The organism is Collinsella aerofaciens, from assembly GCF_015560135.1.
GTDB classification, from domain to species: Bacteria; Actinomycetota; Coriobacteriia; order Coriobacteriales; family Coriobacteriaceae; genus Collinsella; species Collinsella aerofaciens_AN.
Genome location: NZ_JADMRH010000026.1, coordinates 1 through 18,204 on the forward strand (window position 1 = coordinate 1; position 18,204 = coordinate 18,204).

Genomic DNA, 18,204 nt, shown 5'->3' on the forward strand with positions numbered 1-18,204 from the left:
GGAGCTATTTCCGCGTTGCGCTAGCTGCGGAAACGCGGGGTCCGTTCAGGCTGTTGCGTTGAGATTGAAAATCAACCTAATTCGTAATATAAAGCGAAAATCCCGTCTGACTTCCTGTTAGAAATCAGACGGGATTTGTCCGTATGCACCCCGGAAACCGTCAGCTAACAGTTGATAAGTAAATTAGTTCCTTATCACTGTTAAGCCCAACTTTCAAACATGTAATTAGAACGATGGATTTGGATGAGCTTGCCGGACTCTCTCATAAACTTGCGTGCGGTGTTTTCGCTCCAGCCAGTAAGTTCGCGGATATCGTTAACGCGGAGCAACCGATCGCACTGAGCGGCACCAGTGGGGAAAGTCGGTGTGGACGCCTGAGTGCTAATCTTTGGAGTAGCCATGATGAGCTATCCTTTCAATGAGGGCCCTCCCTGTGCTTGTAAGACTTACCAGGTTCATAAGCACTTGGGGGGCCGGTTTCTATGACTACATGCGTAGCCATCTGACAGCTTTAGCATGTATTAAAACTCAATAGATGTCAATCAAATAAAGCATCTACCTGCGGAAATAGTAGCATAGTACCGTAATATTATTGATGAAACGATGAATGAAAAACATGCTATTTCTCGCTTCTCTGTATATAGGCGTTGATGAAGTCTTCGTAGCCTTTAACTGCTTTTATTTCTGATTGTTGAACGAGGCTTGTATACGTTTTGAGCGTGATATTGGGGTCCGCGTGGCCAAGAATACCTTGCACGCTTCTAACGTCCGATCCGTTCGCCAGCATAAAAGTGCTTACACAATGCCTGAGCTGATGCGGGCAGATGCCCTTATATAGCTTTCCGCCAGTCGAATTGTTCGGCTCATAGATTCCAAGATTGCAGCTAACTGCGAAATCGCGAAACCAATGGTTGAAGATGTAGTTTTTCATGTGACAGACAGTAGGGACCCCTTGCTCGACGGCAATATCGCTAATGATGGGAGTTCTGCCAGTCTGGGACAGCCCCAGAGAGGCCAGGAGCTCTTTTTGTATGGCTGACCATGATTGAAGACGTTCGGCCAAGGTTTCTCCAACGGGGATTTTGCGTTGGCTTTCTTGTGACTTGGGTGCCCTCAGTTCATGGTCGTTGGTGTACTGCCTGTCAATTTTCAAGGTTTTATTGGCAGGGTCCCAATCGCGCCATTCGAGGCCCAACATCTCGCCTTTCCGCATACCCGTATACACTAGTACTAGCGTACCAACAGCTTCGGCGGTGAGCTCAATGTGTTGAAGATGTGTGCATAGGGTAGCTACCTGGTCGATTGTCAGTGATTCTCTTTTGTTGCGTGGTCTGCGAACGTGAACGGTAGCGCAGGGGTTTCGGTCAATTATTCGCTTCGCGACTGCATTCGAGAGAATTTGACGCAACTTCGCGTTGATCCGCACAAGCTCCGATGGCTTGTATTTTCCCGTGCGACGAGCTTCGGCATATGTTTCTTCGATTAGATCGGGAGTCAGCCCCTCAATTGTCTGAAACGCACCGAATAGGTCTTCGATATGCCTGCAATCGTATGCTTCTCTTTCATAGCTCGTTGGCGCAAGCTCGGTGTCCCTATTTTCATGAAAGGCCCAGCAGTAGGATGCAAGCAGAGTTGGCTTTTTAGTTTTAGAGACCGTGCCAGAAGAGTTGATTTCTGCCAGCTTGGCCTGCATTGCAGCCTTTGCCTCTGTTTTAGTCTTGCAGTGAACCGTATAAGTTGGGGATCGTTTGTAGCGTCCCGTCTTAGGGTCCTTGATTCCAAGTGAAAAATAATAGCGATAGGTGTTAGGCGACCTCTTGTCTTTCCAACACGTGCCTCTTCCGCTAATGAGTGGTTGTTCTGACATCTTTGCACTCCGTTTCATTGATGAGTTTTCAACAATTCATTGAGTGCAGTTTAGCTAAAGCCGTTAGTAATATGTTTGTAAAAGCGTAGTCGCAGCTATCAGAGGCAAAAGACACAAACTGCTGTGTTTATCTGCGGTTATATGGTGTTCAATGATGTTTGATGAATGGTAGGGGGGAGCATTAAATCATATCTCCTAAAGCGGGTGTCGACGGTTCGAATCCGCCCGGGGGCACCAGGGAATATGACGGCGTCGCGAGAGCGGCGCCGTTTCTGGTTTGTGGGAGCTGTCGGCGGATTCGGGCCGTCGACACCCGCGTCACTCATTTCCCCGCGGGGGGAGTTTTCGAATCCGCCCGGGGGCACCAGAGGAATATCGAGCTCGGTACCGCTACGGTGCCGGGCTCTTCTGGTCTAAGGGCCGGATTCGGGCCGTCGACGCCCGCGTCACCAATTTCCCCGCGGGGGGAGTTTTCGAATCCGCCCGGGGGCACCAGAGATTTGTCGAGCCCGGTACCACCACGGTGCCGGGCTCTTCTGGTTCATGCCATGTCAAAAACGAAGCGCCCGCTTGCTGGGGGAGCAAGCGGGCGCCTGTGAGCGAATATGTTTGCGGCGAGAGCCGTGATGAGCGGTGGGGTGGCGACTAGTTGGTCGTACCGGAATCGTCACCCGTGCCCGAGCCAGAGCCCGAACCCGAGCCAGAAAGTGCGACCGTCAGCGTGATCGTGCTGTCGGTGGACTGCTTGCCGGTGGGGGAGACGCCCGTAACGGTGGCATTCTCGTTGCCGCTCACGGGGTTCCCGTTCTGATCGCAGAATGCGATGTTGTAGAAACCGGCGTTGTTGAGCGCGGTGACGGCGGCGGAGATGCTCTTGCCGTACAGGTTGCCCGGGACGCTGGCCTTGCCGGACTTCTTGGCGATGACGACGGTGATCGTGGCGCCGGGCTTCTGCTTGCCGCTGGGGTTCCAGCTAATTACGGTGCCCTCGGTAACCGAGTCGTTTTCCTGGTAGCTCACGTCGACGCCAAAGCCAGCCATGTCGAGAGCGTTGCGCGCCTGGGCCTCGGTCATGTCGGTCAGATCGGGCACCGAGGTGGTGTCCGGGCCGCCAGAGACCTTGTACGAGATGGTCGTGCCCTTCTCGACCTCTTTGCCGGCAGCAGTGCTCTGCTCAAAGACCTGGCCCTCTTCGGCCTCATTGGCTTCCTCCGAAGCGCTGCCCTTCAGGCCCACGCTTGCCAGTGCGGCCTCGGCCTGGTCCTTGGTCAGGCCGACGAGCCGCGGAACCTCAACCTTCTCGGAGGGCTTAGGGCCCTTGGAGATTACCAGGTTCACCCTCGAGCCCTTGGCCTTCTTGGTGTTGCCGTTGGGGGTCTGCTCGGCGACCTTTCCCTCGTCGACATCGTCGTTGTAGCTCTGGTCGACGGTGCCAACCTCAAGGCCGGCTTCCTTGATCAGCTCAATAGCGGTCTCCTGGTCCTTGCCCAGCACGTCGGGCACCGTGACCTGTTCGCCACTGAACATGCCCGTCGCAAAGGCCACCACCACGCCAATCACGGCGACGGCGGCAATCACGGCGGCGATGATCTTGTTCTTGTTGGACTTAGGCTTCTCGACCTCGTAGGAGCCCGTGGAGCCCGAGACAGCGCTACGGGCGGTATTCTGACCGCTCACGCCCGAGACGGGACGAACCATAGCGCGCGTTGAGTCGGAAAGCTCGCGGGTCTTGGTGACACCCAGGTCGCCGGCGGCACCGATGATGCGCGTGGGCTCCGAGACGTTGACGGCACGGCCGGACAGGTAGCTGTTGAGCACCTGGCGCAGCTCGTCGGCCGTCTGGAAGCGGTTTGCCGGGTCCTTCTCCATGCACTTGAGGATGATGCGCTCCAGGTCGGCATCGACGCCGGAGTTGATCTGGCTCGGCGGGATGGGGAGCTCGTTGACCTGCTTGAGCGCGACCGAGATGGCGTCGTCGCCGTCAAAGGGTACGCGGCCGGTGGCACACTCGTACATGACGACACCCAGCGAGTAGATATCCGAGGTGGGGCCGAGGTCCTGGCCGCGGGTCTGCTCGGGGCTTACATAGTGGGCGGTGCCCAGCACGTTGTTATCCTGCGTGAGGTGGCTGTTCTTGGCGCGTGCGATGCCAAAATCCATGACCTTGATGTTGCCGTCGGGCAGCACCATGATGTTTTGCGGCTTAATGTCGCGGTGGATGATCTCGTGCTTGTGTGCGACCGAAAGCGCGGAGCTGATCTGCGAGCCGATCTGCGCGACCTTCTTGGGATCGAGGGCGCCGTGGCTCTTGATGCCGCTCTTAAGGTCGGTACCGCGCAGGTACTCCATGACGATGTAATAGGTGTCGCCGTCCTTGCCCCAGTCGTAGACGCCCACGATATAGGGGGAGGACAGGCCGGCAGCTGCCTGGGCCTCCTGCTTAAAGCGGGCGGCGAAGGTGGCATCGCCGGCATACTGCGGCAGCATGATCTTGACGGCAACCGTGCGGTCGAGGACCTGATCCTGTGCACGGAAGACGGTCGCCATACCGCCCGTTCCCACCTTATCCTTGAGGAGGTATCTTCCCCCGAGGACCCTCTGTTCCATTCCTGCTCCTAACATAACTATTCGCTCAACGATGTGTGTAGTACCAAATGTGTGGCCGCTGGGGCCGTGTGGAGCGTTGCCGCTAGCTCATCGGCCGCGGCGCGCCATAAGTATCCGCTTTGATCATGGGCATCACGCTCCCTGTGCGGCGAGCGCCGCGGTCAGGACGATGCCGGCAATCTTGGCCGCCTCGACGTCGTGTTTGTCGTAATCCTCCAAGGCCACCGAGATGGCAACCGTGGGTGAATCGTAAGGTGCAAAGCCAACAAACATAGAGTTGACGTTGGTGCCGCCGATCTCGGCCGAACCGGTCTTGCCGGCAACCTTGACGCCCGGAATCTGGGCATCGGTGCCGGTACCGGACTGGACGACGGCGAGCATGGCCTGCTTAACCTGGTCGGCCGTGGCAGAGCTGACAGCCTGGCCCAGCGAGCGGGACTGCGTGGTCTTAACCACGGTTCCGTCCGGGGCGAGTATCTGGGACACAAAGAACGGATCCATGACTACGCCGCTGTTGGCGATAGCCGCAGCAATCACGCAATTCTGCATAACGGTGGTCTGCGGGCCAGGCGTGTGGTCCATGCCGACGGGCTGGCCGGCGCCTGCCCAAGCGGTCTCCCACTCGGTCATAAGCGACGGGTCGGCCATGATGGAAGCCGCGGTGGTCAGATCCTGACCGAGCTTTTGACCGTAGCCAAAGGCATTGGCAAACTGGACGAGCGAGCTGGCACCGACCTCGTTGGCCACCTGGCCAAAGACGACGTTGGACGACACGGCGAAGGCCTGCTGCAGGCTGATGGTGCCGTAGCTCTCGTTGGCATAGTTGGTGACCGGCGCGTTGCCGATGTCCATGGAGCCGGGCGCCTGGTACGTGCTGGTAAGGCTGGCGGTGCCGGTTTCGAGCGCCGCGGAGAGTGTGACGACCTTAAAGGTCGAGCCCGGGGTGTACAGCGCGTCCATGGCACGGTCGTACATGGAGCCGTCCTCGCCGCCGCCCGACTGGAGCAACGCGTCGATGTTGGTGTTGTCGTAGGTGGGCGAGCTCGCGCACGCAAGGACCGCACCGGTGCGCGGATCCATGACCACCACAGCGCCCTTAAAGCCCTTGAGCGCCTGCTCGGCAGCCGTCTGGATGCGCGAGTCGATGGTGAGCTTGGCGGTATTGCCCGGCTGGGTCTGCCCCGCGAGCGACGCGATGGCGTTGTTCCAGCTGGAGTAATCCTTGGACCCGGTGAGCGTATCGTTCATGACGCTCTCGATGCCGGCAGTGCCGTATTGCTGGCTCACGTAGCCCACCACGTGCGCGGCCATGTTGCCGTTGGGATAGGAGCGGGCGTAGGTGCCGTCCTCCTGTTGCAGCGACTCAGCTAGTGTCACGCCGTCGGACGTGATGATGGAGCCACGCTGGATGTACTTGGAGCGTGCGATGGTGTGGTTGTTGGTCGGCATGTCCTGATAGTCCTTCGCCTTGATGACCTGGACATAGGTGAGGTTGCCGATAAGGATGGCGAACAGCGCCGTGAAGGCAAGCACGGCACGAGTCAGACGGTTGGCAAGTGCCACGCGGCCGAGCACGCCGGACTCAGGCGTGTCGAGCAGGCGACGACGCATGCGAGAACCCGCGGAGTGGTTGCCGTGGCTGTAGGAAGATGCGTTGGCAAAACGCGTACCGGTCGGGGCGGCAGCGGATGCGACCTGGTCATCGGTGATGGCGGCCATGGTGCCGGTGCCGGTGAGCTCGGCTTCGCGTCCGGTTGCCTCGTCGCCGGCGCGCAGCAGCAGCGCGACGATGATAAAGCTCGCCAGCAGCGAGGAGCCACCCTGGCTCATAAAGGGCAGGGTGACGCCGGTCAGCGGGATCAGGCGGGTTACGCCGCCAACGATTAAGAATGCCTGGAAGCTGATGGCCGCCGTAAGGCCGGTCGCGCTAAAGGCGGCAAGGTCGGACTTGGCGCGGGCGGCTGTGGTGAGGCCACGCACGGCAAAAAGCATAAACAGGATGAGCACGGCGCCGCCGCCCAAAAGGCCCATTTCCTCGCCGATGGCCGAGAAGATAAAGTCGGACTCGACGACGGGGATGTTGTTTGCCATGCCATTGCCGATGCCGACGCCAACCAGGCCGCCGTCAGCCAGCGAGTAAAGTGACTGTACGATCTGGTAGCCCTGACCCTGGGCGTCCTTAAACGGATCGACCCAGACCTGAAAGCGCACCTGCACGTGCGACAGGAACTTGTAGGCACCCACGGCTCCAACGGCCAGCAGCGCAAGACCGATGATGACGTACGAAAAGCGTCCCGTGGCAACATAGAGCATCAGCAAAAAGATGGTGTAGAACAGGACGGCCGAGCCCAGGTCGCGTTCGAAAACGACGATGAGCAGGCACACGCCCCACACGGCAAACAGCGGCAGCAGCAGGCGGAAGCGCGGAATCTTGAGGCCAAGGATCTTGCGGTTGGAGATGGAGAGCAGCTCGCGGTTCTCGGCCAGATAGCCTGCCAGGAACAAGACGATGAAGACCTTGGCGAACTCGCCGGGCTGGATGGTGAAGCCCGCGATGCGAATCCACAGCTTGGAGCCCGAGATCGTGGTGCCGATAAAGATCGGCAGCATCAGCAGGATGATGCCGATAATGCCAAAGGTGTACTTGTAGCGCATGACCACGTCAAGGTTCTTGACCAGCGCGAGCGTTCCCACCATGAGCGCCACCGAGACAAACAAGATGATGAGCTGCGAGATGGCGAGGTCGGGGGCTAGGCGCGTCACGAATGTGATGCCGATGCCCGAGAGCACAAAGACGATGGGCAGGATGGCGGGATCGGCGCCGGGCGCCAGGATGCGTACGGCGATATGCGCCGCGGCGAAGGCGGCGAACAGGCCGATTGGCACGGCGAGCGTCTCAAAGGAAATCGTGGCACCCGCGGTGAGCACGTACATCGCATAGAGCAGGATGACGGGGAACGCCGAGGCGATGAGCAAGAGCAGTTCGGTGTTGCGGCGACTCATAAGCGGCACTCCCTTTCTAATTCTTATCGGAGGCTTCGGCCTCGGCTGACTGTTCGGCGGTTTTCTCGGAATCTGACTCGGAGGTGGATTCCTGATTGGTGTTGTCGCGAATCGTTTGCGCGTCAATCACCTGACGGGTCTGCTCCTCGTCAATCTGATGGCGGTACTTGGAAATGGTGTCCTGCGCATCGTCGACACTCGTTTGCGGAATGCCTGCCTTCAGGCGGTTTTGCGTGTCTTCGGGCAGGTCGGACAGCTTGATGCTGGTTTCGCTCTCGAGCCAGTGGAGCTCGACCCCGAGCGTCTTGCCGGGCAGGCCGCGCCAGACGGCGACATTGCCGTGGTAGGTTCCCAAGTAATAGGAGCCGGTGACGCCCGTGTATGCCCAGATGCCTGCTACCAGCACAAAGACAAGGGCCAAGACGGCGCCGATGGTGACATTGCGGCGTCGGACGCGTTTTGCCTCGCGCATGACGCCGTCGTCGACCAGGTCGACGACCACCACGGTCACATTGTCGTGGCCGCCGGCGGCGAGCGCCGCGTCCACCAAGTTGTCGACACAGATCTGTGCGCTCGAGGACTGCGTTGCGATGTTCTCGATATCGCTATCGGGAATCATGCTCGAAAGACCGTCGGAGCACAGAATCAGGCGGTCGCCTTCCTCGATGTGCAGGGTAAAGTGGTCGGCATACATGGCGGGATCCGAGCCCAGCGCGCGGGTGATGACCGAGCGGTTGGGGTGGACGCGGGCCTCGTCGGCCGTAATCTCGCCGGCATCCACGAGCTCCTCCACGTAGGAGTGGTCGCGGGTCACGCGGATGAGCGTACCCTCGTGGAGCAGGTAGGCGCGCGAGTCGCCCACGTGGGCGATGGCGAGCGTGTCGTTTTCGATGTAGGCGCAGGTGGCCGTGCATCCCATGCCGGGTTTGCCCAGGCCGTTGAGGGCGGCCTCGATCACGGCGGCGTTGGCGGCCTCAACGGCTGCGGCCAGGCGCGCGGCGTCGGCGGACTGCGGCGCCGTCTTGGCGATGGTCTCGACGGCGATGGAGGATGCCACCTCGCCGGCGGCGTGTCCTCCCATGCCGTCGCACACGCAAAAGAGCGGCGACTGCACCAGATAGGAGTCCTCATTGTGCGGGCGTACGCATCCGACGTCGGAGCGGGCGCCCCACATAAGCTGCGTGGTGGTGCCGGCGTCGTAGGTCGAGTCGGTCTCGATGCGCTCGTCGGTCAGCGGCTCAAAGCTCATGGTCGAGCCGGGATCTTTGAGCTTTGCCTCCACGGCGGCGACATCGATCTCGGCGGTGTCGCCGGGGGAGACGGCGTCGGCATCGTTGCCCGACTCGGCGTCGGAGACGTCCGGAAGGTTGAGATCTTCGGTTATGCGGTCGGCGGGATCGCCGTCCTGCTGCGGCTCGACAGCCGTCGGCTCGGGCGTCGCAAAGTGCGACGGCGCAGGCGTGCTCTGGGGTTGAGCGGAGGGCTCGGGAGCTGCGGCGGGCGCGGCAACGGGCTGCTCGACTTCGGCGGGCGTTGCGGATGCGGGTGCCGCCTCGCTTGCCGGAGCGACGGGGAATACCGGCGCGGCAGGCTCGGGGGCTGCAAACACGGCAGCGCTCTCGTTAATCGCCTCGGCGACGGGCTCGGCAAAGTGAGCCGGTGCGGGCGTTGCCTCCGGTTCCGCGGGCTGCTCGGCAGCGTGCGCGCCGATGGGGGCGTCGAGCTGCTCGGTGGCGGCGTCCTCGTCATCGACGAGTGCCGGATATTCTTGAGTTACATGCGAAAGAGGCAGGGAGAACACGGTGTCCTCGGGCTCCACGGTCGCAGGGCGCGCCGGAGCGGCATGGGCCGGCGCAGCTGCGGGGGCAGTTGGCGTCTCGGGCATGGTTGCGGACTTGTTCTCCTCGTCGATCATCGACGGTTCACCTTCATGACCACGTCGCCAATCTGGACCTCATCACCCTCGCGCAGCGTTGCGGGCTCCACCAGCTGACGGCCGTTAACGAGCGTGCCGTTCAGCGAGTTGAGGTCTTCGATGATGAGTGCCGGGCCCTGCAGCGAAAAGCGTGCGTGCGAGGCCGAGACAAACGGTTCGTTGATGCAGATGTCCGAGGACGGCGAGCGGCCCACGATAACGGGGCCGAGCATGTCTACATGGATGCCACGGATGCCGCGCGGACCCTTGTCCACATCGATCGTCCAGATAGCGGAGTCGCGGCGCTGGCCGCGTACGAGTCCCACGCCGGTTTTCATGACGGCGAACAGGAAGATGTAGAGCAGGGCGACCAGGACGATGCGGCCTGCAAAAAGGACGATATCGATGTTCATAAGCGACTATCCCCTAAATTCAAAGGTGCTCAGGCCAAACGTCAGCAGGTCGCCGTTACGCAGCGGGCAGCGCGTGATGCGGCGGTTGTTGACGAGCGTGCCGTTGGTGGAATTGAGGTCCTCGATCGACCAATCCGAGCCCGTAAAGGTGAGCTGGGCGTGGCGGCGCGACACGTTGGGGTCGCGCAGGGCAATGTCGGAAACTGAGCGCTCGCGACCGATGGTCACCTGTGCGGAGGTGATGCTATGGCTCTCGCCGCTCACGACGTCGACGAGCTGGGCGAGCGGGCGCTGCGGGGCGCGAGTGCTCGCCATGTTGGAGGCGATGCCGGCTGCGGCGCCTAGGCCCACGGCGGCACCGGTCGCGGCGGCTCCGCCCATGCCGGCAAGCGCGTCACGCGAGACGGTCTGCGGCACCGGGATGGGAGCGGCGGGGTCGGGGATGCTAGGCGCGAAGGGGTCTGCCACGGCAAGCGGGTCGGGAGCGGCGGCGCGAGGCGTCGGCTGCTGCTGGGGCATGGCGGCGGGGCGCTGCTGCTGCGGGGCAGCAAACTGCTGCTGGCCGGCGCGCGGGGCGCTGGCGGCACGGCTTGCCGCGGAGTTGTTCTGGCCCAGGCCGTTTTGATAGGCGCGCTCTTCCTCGTACAGGCGGCCGAGCGTGGGCGCATCGACGTTCTCGGCAAAGACCGAGAACTTGCCGGCGCGCAGCTGCGGATCGATCATAAAGCGCACGAGGGGCTCGCCGACAAAGACATAGCGGCGCTTTTCGGCCTGCGCCTTCACAAACTCGCGGACCTCGCGCGAAAGCTCGGGGTAGAACGGGGCGAGCATGGGATCGTCGTCGGCGGCGATAAGGATGGTATAGAGTGCCGGCGCCGTGTTGACGCCGTTGATCACCAGAGTCTGATCCTCCATGTCGCGAGCGGCCTGCTTGGCAAGCTTCTTAAAGGAGAACGGGGCACGGGTGGCACCGAAGATGCCGGCCACGTGGTCCTCGAAGATGTTCAGGAAGTTCACGAAAGATCACTCTCCGTATAGGTTCTTTGGTATCCGAGCAAATATAGGCATATCCCAACGATTATAGAGGATAGGATTCCCGCAACCGCCGCCTTGGCGATGACCGCGGCTGCAAGGCTGGCAATTTCCATATGGTGTGCAAGACAGGACGCCGCTGCGCAGCCGATGCCGGTGACAGCGATGGCGGCGATTGCGGCAAGGTTTGAGCCCTGATCGGCACGCTTGGCATGGGCATTGAGCAGCGCGGATGACGCTGCGGCAGTTGCCGCGACCAGCACAAAGGCAGCCCAAAGGAGCGGGTCTCCCAGCGCTGCGGCAACGTTACCGAGCCCCAGCACGCCTCCGGCTGAAAGCGCGACCGTGGCCAGACGGGCAAAAAGCGCGCCCATGCCCGTTGCCGCGGCGGCGCTTGCCGGGCCGAGCCAAAATGACGCGACGCCGGCGGCGACCCCAGCTGCCAGGAAGGTATTGCCGGTCAGACAGCCAAGCGCGAGTGCACAGGTGAGTGCGGCGCTCGCGGCAGCCTCGGTGCGACCCCAGGCGATCCACCAACCGGACATGGCGGCGGCAAAGATCACCGCGACGGGCAACATCGACAGGATGCTCTGCGCCTGCATGGTGGCGTTGGCCATGAGCACCAAAAAGCCCACAGCCGAGATGGCCGAGCCAATCTGGGGGGCCAGGCCAGCCGCCGCTCCGATTGCGATAGCCGCAATGACCAGGCCGGGAAGCGCCGCGACCCCGGCCGTTTGCATCAGCAAAAAGCTAAAGGTGCCGCACGTTAGCGCCGAGATAGCGCGCATGGTGTAGTCGCGCGCAGGGCTCCAGCGCGTGCCCGCCCAGCCGAGTGCGGGGTCGACCTCGATGGCGTCGTCCTCGTAGTGCGACGGCTCGATATCGTCGAGCTTCTGCTCGTCATCCGAAAGTTCGCCAACCATTTGCTCCAGGCTGCGACGGCCTTCGCGCACGCTGCCCAGACCGGCAAGGAGTTGGTCGCAAAATGCCTCGATGCTGTTGGGGCGGTCCTGCGGCATGGGGGAGAGCGCGCTCATGAGCGCGGCCTCGGCTCCCGGGGGAAAGTGTGGTATCAGCTCGCTGGGATAGGTGGCGCCGCCGATGATGCGGTCGAGCGAGTCGGCGGGCGTGGCCGCCATAAAGGGAGCGCTGCCGCACAGGCCCTCGTAGATCACACAGGCGAGGGCAAAGACATCGGCGCGCTCGTCGACCGTGCCGGTCTCGATATCGAGCTGCTCGGGCGGCATGTAGCCGATGGTGCCGCCGCGTGAGCCGCCAAAGCCACCGGCGGACGACAGTCGCGCCATGCCAAAGTCGGTGAGCTTTACATTGCCCGAGTGGTCGATGAGCACGTTGGCGGGCTTAATGTCCAGGTGGAGTACGCCATTACTGTGGGCGAAGGTGAGCGCCTGGCCCAGGGCATCGGCAATGGCCGCGGCCTCGTCAAAGGTAAGTGAGTGGCCGTCCACGCGGTGCAAAAACTCGGCCAGCGACATGCCATCGACATATTCCATAACCAGGTAGGCATAGGCTGTGTCGTGCGTAAAGTCGATGACCTGCACGATGTTGGGATGTTGAAGCATGGCGGCAGTGTGCGCCTCGCGCAGGACATCCATGATGTCGCTGGCGGGCATGCCGGCACCGTTGATAAGGGGGATGCGCTTAATGGCGACGCGGCGGCGCAGGTGCGTGTCGCGGCAGATCTCGATGGAGCCAAAACCGCCGGTCGCAAGTGTCTCGAGTGGCTGGTACCGCTTGAGCAGCTCGCGAGAGCTGGTGCCCTCCAAGGGAACGTCCGGCGAGAACCGGGCGGTATGTTGCGAGAAAAGCGGCATGGCCAACCCTCGTGCGTTTAAAGTTCGTTTGCGAGTGGCGGGCGCGGAGCCGAGCCGTTCGCGGTGGCATAGATGCTGCTAGTGTAGCACGCTCGGGTGCATGGGGAGGATAGCGGGATGCGAGGCTGCCTGTCTGGCTTGGCCTTAGCGCTTCTTCTTGTTCTTCTTCTGCTTGCGCTGCTTGCCCTTGGTCTCCTGGGGCTTGTCGCCCTGCTTGGCCTCGGCGGCGGCCTTCTCGGCCTTCATTTTCTTCTTCTTGGTCTCGATGCGGAGTTTTTTGTTGATGCGCGCCTTGAGGAAGGGACCGAACTGCTCGGCATCGCCGCGGACAAAGGTGTCCTTAGGGATCGTCACGCCCTGGTCGGCGAACATGGCCACAAAGATGCGCTCGCCGTCGAGCACGTGGTCGAGCTTATCAAACGGGAAGAACTGCGACTTGCCGCTCTTGCCCCAAACCATCAGGCCGTCCTCGTTGGCGGCGACGCGGCGATAGCGGCCACCCATGGACTCGTCGGCCTCGACGGCGTCGATAAAGTCGCGGGCGAGCGTGTGGTGCAGGTTTTTGCTCCACCAGGCCAAAAAGGCGCCGAATACGATCAGGACGACGCCAAACTTGATCCAGTTGCCGCCGGCCACCAGCATGCCGATGCCGATGAGCGCGGCAATCGCGGCGGCGACATACAGCGAGCCGCGACGCCTGGGCGAGGCGACCAGGCGTGCGAAGTCGGTGACCAGGTCGTTTTCGTACTGGTACTCGTTGAGGTACAGGATGCCGTCGTCGGCTGCGGCCTGCTTCTCGAGCGCGACCTCGACCTGGTCGGCTGCTTCGGAGGGAACGAGGTTGCTCTCTGCGTCTGCCATGCTCTTTGGACTCCTATCGCGGCGGGCTCGCCGTACGGGTTATTATGAATGCAGTATGCCGTGCGACCGCATGGCCGTCGCGGCAACAAGACTCAGTATACCCGGGGGAGCACCCATGGAATCGTTGTACCGAAAGTATCGCCCGCTCACCTTCGACTCCGTGGTGGGCCAGCAGCATATCGTCTCGACGCTCGAGCACGCCATCACCGAGGGACGCCTGTCCCACGCCTACCTGTTCTGCGGACCGCGCGGCACGGGCAAGACCACCATGGCGCGCATTCTGGCCAAGGCGCTGCTGTGCCGCAATGCCGAGGCGGCGCGCACCGAGGGTGCAAGCGGCTGCATGCCTGACGGTACTTGCGAGGAGTGCGAGCTCATTGCCGAGGGCAACCACCCGGATGTCTACGAGCTCGATGCCGCAAGCCGTACCGGCGTGGACAACGTGCGCGAGGAGATCATCAACTCCGTCAACTTTGCCCCGGTGCGCGGCAAGTACAAGATCTATATCATCGACGAGGTCCACATGCTCACGACGGCGGCGTTCAACGCGCTGCTCAAGACGCTTGAGGAGCCGCCGGCACACGTGATCTTTGTGCTGTGCACCACCGACCCGCAAAAGATTCTGGAGACCATCCTCTCGCGCTGCCAGCGTTTCGATTTCCATCGTATCGGCAACGAGGATATTGAGCATCGCCTGGCATACGTGTGCGAGCAGGAGGGCTTTGATTACGACGACGAGGCGCTGGCTATCGTGGCGCGCCATGCCAAGGGCGGCATGCGCGACGCGTTGTCCACGCTGGAGCAACTGAGCGTCTTTGGCAACGGTTCTGTGCATGCGGACGACGCCCGCTCGCTTTTGGGCGAGGTTTCGGACCAGATCCTGGGCGAGTTTGCCCGCGCCATCGCCGAGCGTGATGTCGCCGAGCTATATGGACTGATCCGTGCGCAGGTCGAGGAAGGAAACGACCTGCTGGAGCTGACGCGCGACCTGGTGGCGCACGTGCGCGACGTGTATGTTGCCTGCGTTGCCGGTGCCCGTGCCGAGCTGTTTGAGGGCGGCTCCGAGCAGGCCGAGGCGCTTGCTGCCGAGGCCGCTGCCTTTGGCGAGCATCCTGCCGACCGCCTGGCCCGCGTGCTGACGGTGCTCGACGATGCCGCACTGGAGATGAGGGGCGCGAGCGACGTGCGCCTGGTGCTCGAGATTGCCTGCACGCGTCTGGCGCGTCCCGAGGCTGATTTAACGATTGAGGCATTGGCCGAGCGCGTGGCACGTCTGGAGGCCATGGTTGCCAACGGCGCCGTGCCGGCGAGCGTGGCTGCTGCTCAGGCCGCCGCGCCTGCAGCATCCGTACCCGCTGCTGCCCAACAGCCGACGCTCATTTCGGGCGCTCGTGCTGCCGCTCCGGCGGCATCCGCTGCCCCCGCTGCTACGTCCGCGCGCCAGGGCGGTATGCCTTGGGACCGTGGTGCTGCTGTTCCGGCTGCCCAGCCTGCGCCCCGTTCTGCGTCCGTGTCAGTTTCCAAGCCTGCAGCGCCTGCACCTCAGCCTGCGCCGGCTCCGACGTCTCAGCCCGTTGCGGCCCCCGCGCCTGTCACCGCTCCGGCATCTAAGTCCCAGCCCAACAATGCCGCCCAGGTTGCCGCCGCCGGTGCTGCCGAGACCCCCGCGGTCGAGGATGCCGGCGAGCTCCAGCGCAAATGGGCCGAGGTTGTCGAGCGTGTCAAGGCGCGTCAGGCTTCCTACGCAGGGCTTTTGCTCAACGCCCGCGCCACGGCCGACGACGGCTCCAAGCTCACCGTCTCGTTCCCTGCGGGCTCGACCTTTGCCATCAAGATGCTCGGCCGCGCTGACACGCAATCGGTGGTCCTGCCGACGGTCTGCGCAGTCTTCGGTCGTCGTACCGTCGACTATGTCTTGGATGGGGGTGGCACGCCGGCTCCTCAACATGAGGAGCATTCTCCATCTGCACGGGCTGCGGCATCTGCGGACCCGCAACCCGTGTCCTCGGCGGCCCCTGTATCCTCGAGCGCCAGCGCGCCGCAGCAGCAAACGGCGCCGGTAGCGGCATCGACCCCGTCGGCGCCTAAGCCCGCGGCGCCCAAACCGGCTGCTCCGACACCAGCGCCCAAGCCCGCCTCGCCCGCGCCCAAGTCGTCTGACCTGGGCAAAGCCCCCTGGCTACGCTCCGACAACCCTGCCGGCGCTCCTGCCACGGGTAAGCTCCCGACCGAGCCCGCACCCCGTGCGCCCGAGCGCTCGGCTGCCCCCAAGGCTCAGCCTGTCGCGCAGTCCGCGCCGTGGGAATCCGAGCAGGTGCCCTACGACGACGCTATGGTCGGCGGCTTCGCTGGCGATGCGAGCGGGGACGATCTGCCTCCGTTCGACGTGCCGGGTGCGACGCCCGCGCCCAAGCCCGCTGCAACTGCCCCTAAAGAGGAGGACACTCCTGCAGCTCCCTGGGAGTCCAACCCCGGCGCCGGCAGCCCCTTCGGCCACCAGGGCGCAGCCCCGAGCATCCCGCAGACCGAGGACGAGGCCAAAGACCTCATCCGCAGCGTCTTCGGTCAGGCCACCATCTTCAAACCGGTGGAGTAGCTGTACGGGCGGGTATACTGCTCAAGAAGAGAACCCCTTGCCCGGGCGCATTTGTATTTCGGACATGTGTAGTGTGGTGCCGCGTATATCGCATTCGAGCAAACAGGTGCGCGACGGCCGGCCTAGGATGTTGAGGTCGATACGATACGTCGCATGGCTGTCTGTGTGCTCGACTTGCTCGGCGTCGACGGTTGCTCCGATTGTCGAATAGTCGCCTAGCTCGGCATCGACAATCTTGGAGTTATTAATCTCGACCTTGAGCTCTTGGTAGAGGGACGGGCTGTTGTAGTAAACGGTTCGGGTTCCGTCGACGCACTCGTCGGTCGCCTCCCATTTGACAACGGGCTTATCCGAGCTGGCTACCAGCAGTTCTGCTCCAAAGGCTATAGCATGGGTGATGACAACCAGCAATGCCCAGCCGACAAAGAGATAGAGAACCACATATGCAACGGGGTGTTTTGAGCGGATGTTTTGGAGCACGTCGGGGGCATTCATGGGGTACCTCCAAATTGCTATCTATAGCAATCAAATTATACCCCACCGCCATGTGCGCCGCCTCGAGTAGTGGCTCGGCATTTAGCCATTTAGTGGGACGCATAAAATGTCGGATTCCGGCTCTACAAGATTTAGCTTTCAATATTATGCAGATGCGAATTATTCAACTTTGCATAATTTTTGGGTGCGGCTTGCACTCCAGGACATGTATATCGACTGAGGTAGCGTGACCGCCCCGCTCGCTGGCCGCGCGCCGTGGTACGATTTTTGAGTTTGAAAGTCCTGCCGTGCTCCGGCTGCCCTTGCAGCTCGGCGTGCGGCCGCACGTAAAGGAGCCATCATGGCCGGTATGAACATGCAGCAGATGATGAAGCAGGCCCGCAAGATGCAGGAGCAGCTTGCCGCCGCGCAGGAGAACCTCAAGTCCCAGACCGTCGACGCCTCTGCCGGCGGCGGCATGGTCAAGGTGACCGTTAACGGCGAGATGGAGCTCGTCAACCTCACCATCGATCCCGATGCGCTCGATCCCGAGGACGTCGATATGCTGCAGGATATGATCATGGCTGCCGTCAACGAGGCCGTCCGCGGCGTCAACGAGCTCGCCAACAAGCAGATGGGCGCCATCACCGGCGGCCTCAACATCCCGGGCATGCCGTTCTAAGACACGCATATATATGAGTGCCAACCACAGTCTGCAAAAACTGCTCGATGAGCTGGGCCGTCTGCCGGGCATTGGTCCCAAGTCGGCCCAGCGCATCGCCTATTACCTGTTGGAGGCCGACGCCGAGGAGGCGCGCCGCCTGGCCGAGGCCATCCTGGAGGTCAAGCAGGAGGTCCACTTTTGCAGCCGCTGCTTTAACTACGCCACGGCCGACGAGTGCTCCATCTGCCAGGACCCGATGCGCGATACCACTCGCATTTGCGTGGTGGGCGAGCCGCGCGATGTCCAGGCGATCGAGCGCACGGGCAGCTACCACGGCCTCTACCACGTATTGGGCGGCGTGATCAGTCCCATGGACAAGATTGGCCCCGAGCAGCTGCACATTCGAGAGCTGCTGGCACGCTTGGGCCACGAGGACATCCACGAGGTCATCATCGCCACCAACCCCAATATTGAGGGCGAGACCACGGCGAGCTATCTGGCCCGTACCATCAAGCCGTTGGGCGTCGAGGTGTCGCGTCTGGCAAGCGGCCTTCCCGTGGGCGGCGACTTGGAGTATGCCGACGAGCTTACGCTTGGCCGCGCCATCGAGGCCCGTCGCGCGATTTAGGTGGCGAGCCTGCTCCTGCCGTATGTTTTCCTCACAGTCGCACGGGGTAGTCATAATTTCCCCGTGCGACTGTGAGTTTGTTGTGCAACAAAGATGCTTCGTATCCGCTTATCGCATGGATGCTTCCGCTCGCATCCTTAATTTGCTCATTCGTTGCGCAACCTTTTGGGTTCGCTGATACACTCAAATATGGATTCGAATGAATGCGCCGCTTCTGAGCGGCGTGTTTTTGTTACGGGCTTTAGCCTGTGCGGGGCGCGCAGCGCGCCGCATCAGAAACCACCCGCTATGCGGGTGGGGCCAAACGGC

12 protein-coding genes are annotated in these 18,204 nt (G+C 62.0%); 3 read left to right on the top strand and 9 right to left on the bottom strand.

From position 1 onward, the window contains the following. Nucleotides 1-619 precede the first annotated feature (619 nt). The 8 genes from I2H19_RS09040 to I2H19_RS09075 form a co-directional block, all read right to left on the bottom strand. Entirely contained in the window at nt 620-1,693 is a 1,074-nt protein-coding gene (locus I2H19_RS09040; RefSeq protein WP_195622453.1) for a tyrosine-type recombinase/integrase, read from the bottom strand. An 819-nt stretch (nt 1,694-2,512) separates the two neighbouring features. Next, nucleotides 2,513-4,474 carry a Stk1 family PASTA domain-containing Ser/Thr kinase gene (gene pknB / locus I2H19_RS09045; RefSeq protein ID WP_195622454.1) on the bottom strand — a complete coding sequence of 654 codons (1,962 nt, stop codon included), beginning with the start codon at nt 4,472-4,474 and terminating at the stop codon, nt 2,513-2,515. 132 nt (nt 4,475-4,606) lie between these two features. Then, nucleotides 4,607-7,477: an FtsW/RodA/SpoVE family cell cycle protein gene (locus tag I2H19_RS09050; RefSeq protein ID WP_195622455.1), complete on the bottom strand. Its 2,871-nt coding sequence runs from the start codon at nt 7,475-7,477 to the stop codon at nt 4,607-4,609. A gap of 16 nt (nt 7,478-7,493) precedes the next feature. Next, nucleotides 7,494-9,392, bottom strand: coding sequence for a Stp1/IreP family PP2C-type Ser/Thr phosphatase (locus I2H19_RS09055; protein WP_195622456.1), 1,899 nt, complete (start codon nt 9,390-9,392; stop codon nt 7,494-7,496). Continuing rightward, nucleotides 9,389-9,805, bottom strand: a complete 417-nt coding sequence (locus I2H19_RS09060) for an FHA domain-containing protein (protein ID WP_006235180.1) — start codon at nt 9,803-9,805, stop codon at nt 9,389-9,391. Before I2H19_RS09060 ends, I2H19_RS09055 begins: the two co-directional genes overlap by 4 nt. A gap of 6 nt (nt 9,806-9,811) precedes the next feature. After that, nucleotides 9,812-10,822, bottom strand: coding sequence for an FhaA domain-containing protein (locus I2H19_RS09065; protein ID WP_195622457.1), 1,011 nt, complete (start codon nt 10,820-10,822; stop codon nt 9,812-9,814). Then, nucleotides 10,819-12,672 carry a serine/threonine-protein kinase gene (locus tag I2H19_RS09070; protein ID WP_195622458.1) on the bottom strand — a complete coding sequence of 618 codons (1,854 nt, stop codon included), beginning with the start codon at nt 12,670-12,672 and terminating at the stop codon, nt 10,819-10,821. Before I2H19_RS09070 ends, I2H19_RS09065 begins: the two co-directional genes overlap by 4 nt. Before the next feature lie 144 nt (nt 12,673-12,816). Next, complete coding sequence (locus I2H19_RS09075) at nt 12,817-13,533, bottom strand: hypothetical protein (RefSeq protein WP_195622459.1); 717 nt, start codon at nt 13,531-13,533, stop codon at nt 12,817-12,819. 115 nt (nt 13,534-13,648) lie between these two features. Here I2H19_RS09075 and dnaX point away from each other — a divergent pair, with 115 nt between their 5' ends. Continuing rightward, nucleotides 13,649-16,129, top strand: coding sequence for a DNA polymerase III subunit gamma/tau (gene dnaX, locus I2H19_RS09080; RefSeq protein ID WP_195622460.1), 2,481 nt, complete (start codon nt 13,649-13,651; stop codon nt 16,127-16,129). Between the two features lie 21 nt (nt 16,130-16,150). Here the strand turns inward: dnaX and I2H19_RS09085 are convergent, their stop codons facing one another. After that, entirely contained in the window at nt 16,151-16,624 is a 474-nt protein-coding gene (locus tag I2H19_RS09085) for a hypothetical protein (protein ID WP_195622461.1), read from the bottom strand. A gap of 340 nt (nt 16,625-16,964) precedes the next feature. On the opposite strand from I2H19_RS09085, the gene I2H19_RS09090 reads away from it, so the two are divergent. Both I2H19_RS09090 and recR read left to right on the top strand, forming a co-directional pair. Then, nucleotides 16,965-17,285: a YbaB/EbfC family nucleoid-associated protein gene (locus I2H19_RS09090; protein ID WP_006235174.1), complete on the top strand. Its 321-nt coding sequence runs from the start codon at nt 16,965-16,967 to the stop codon at nt 17,283-17,285. A 13-nt stretch (nt 17,286-17,298) separates the two neighbouring features. Then, the gene (gene recR / locus I2H19_RS09095) at nt 17,299-17,895 is read left to right on the top strand and encodes a recombination mediator RecR (protein WP_006235173.1); all 597 of its coding nucleotides are present in this window, start codon (nt 17,299-17,301) and stop codon (nt 17,893-17,895) included. Nucleotides 17,896-18,204 lie beyond the last annotated feature (309 nt).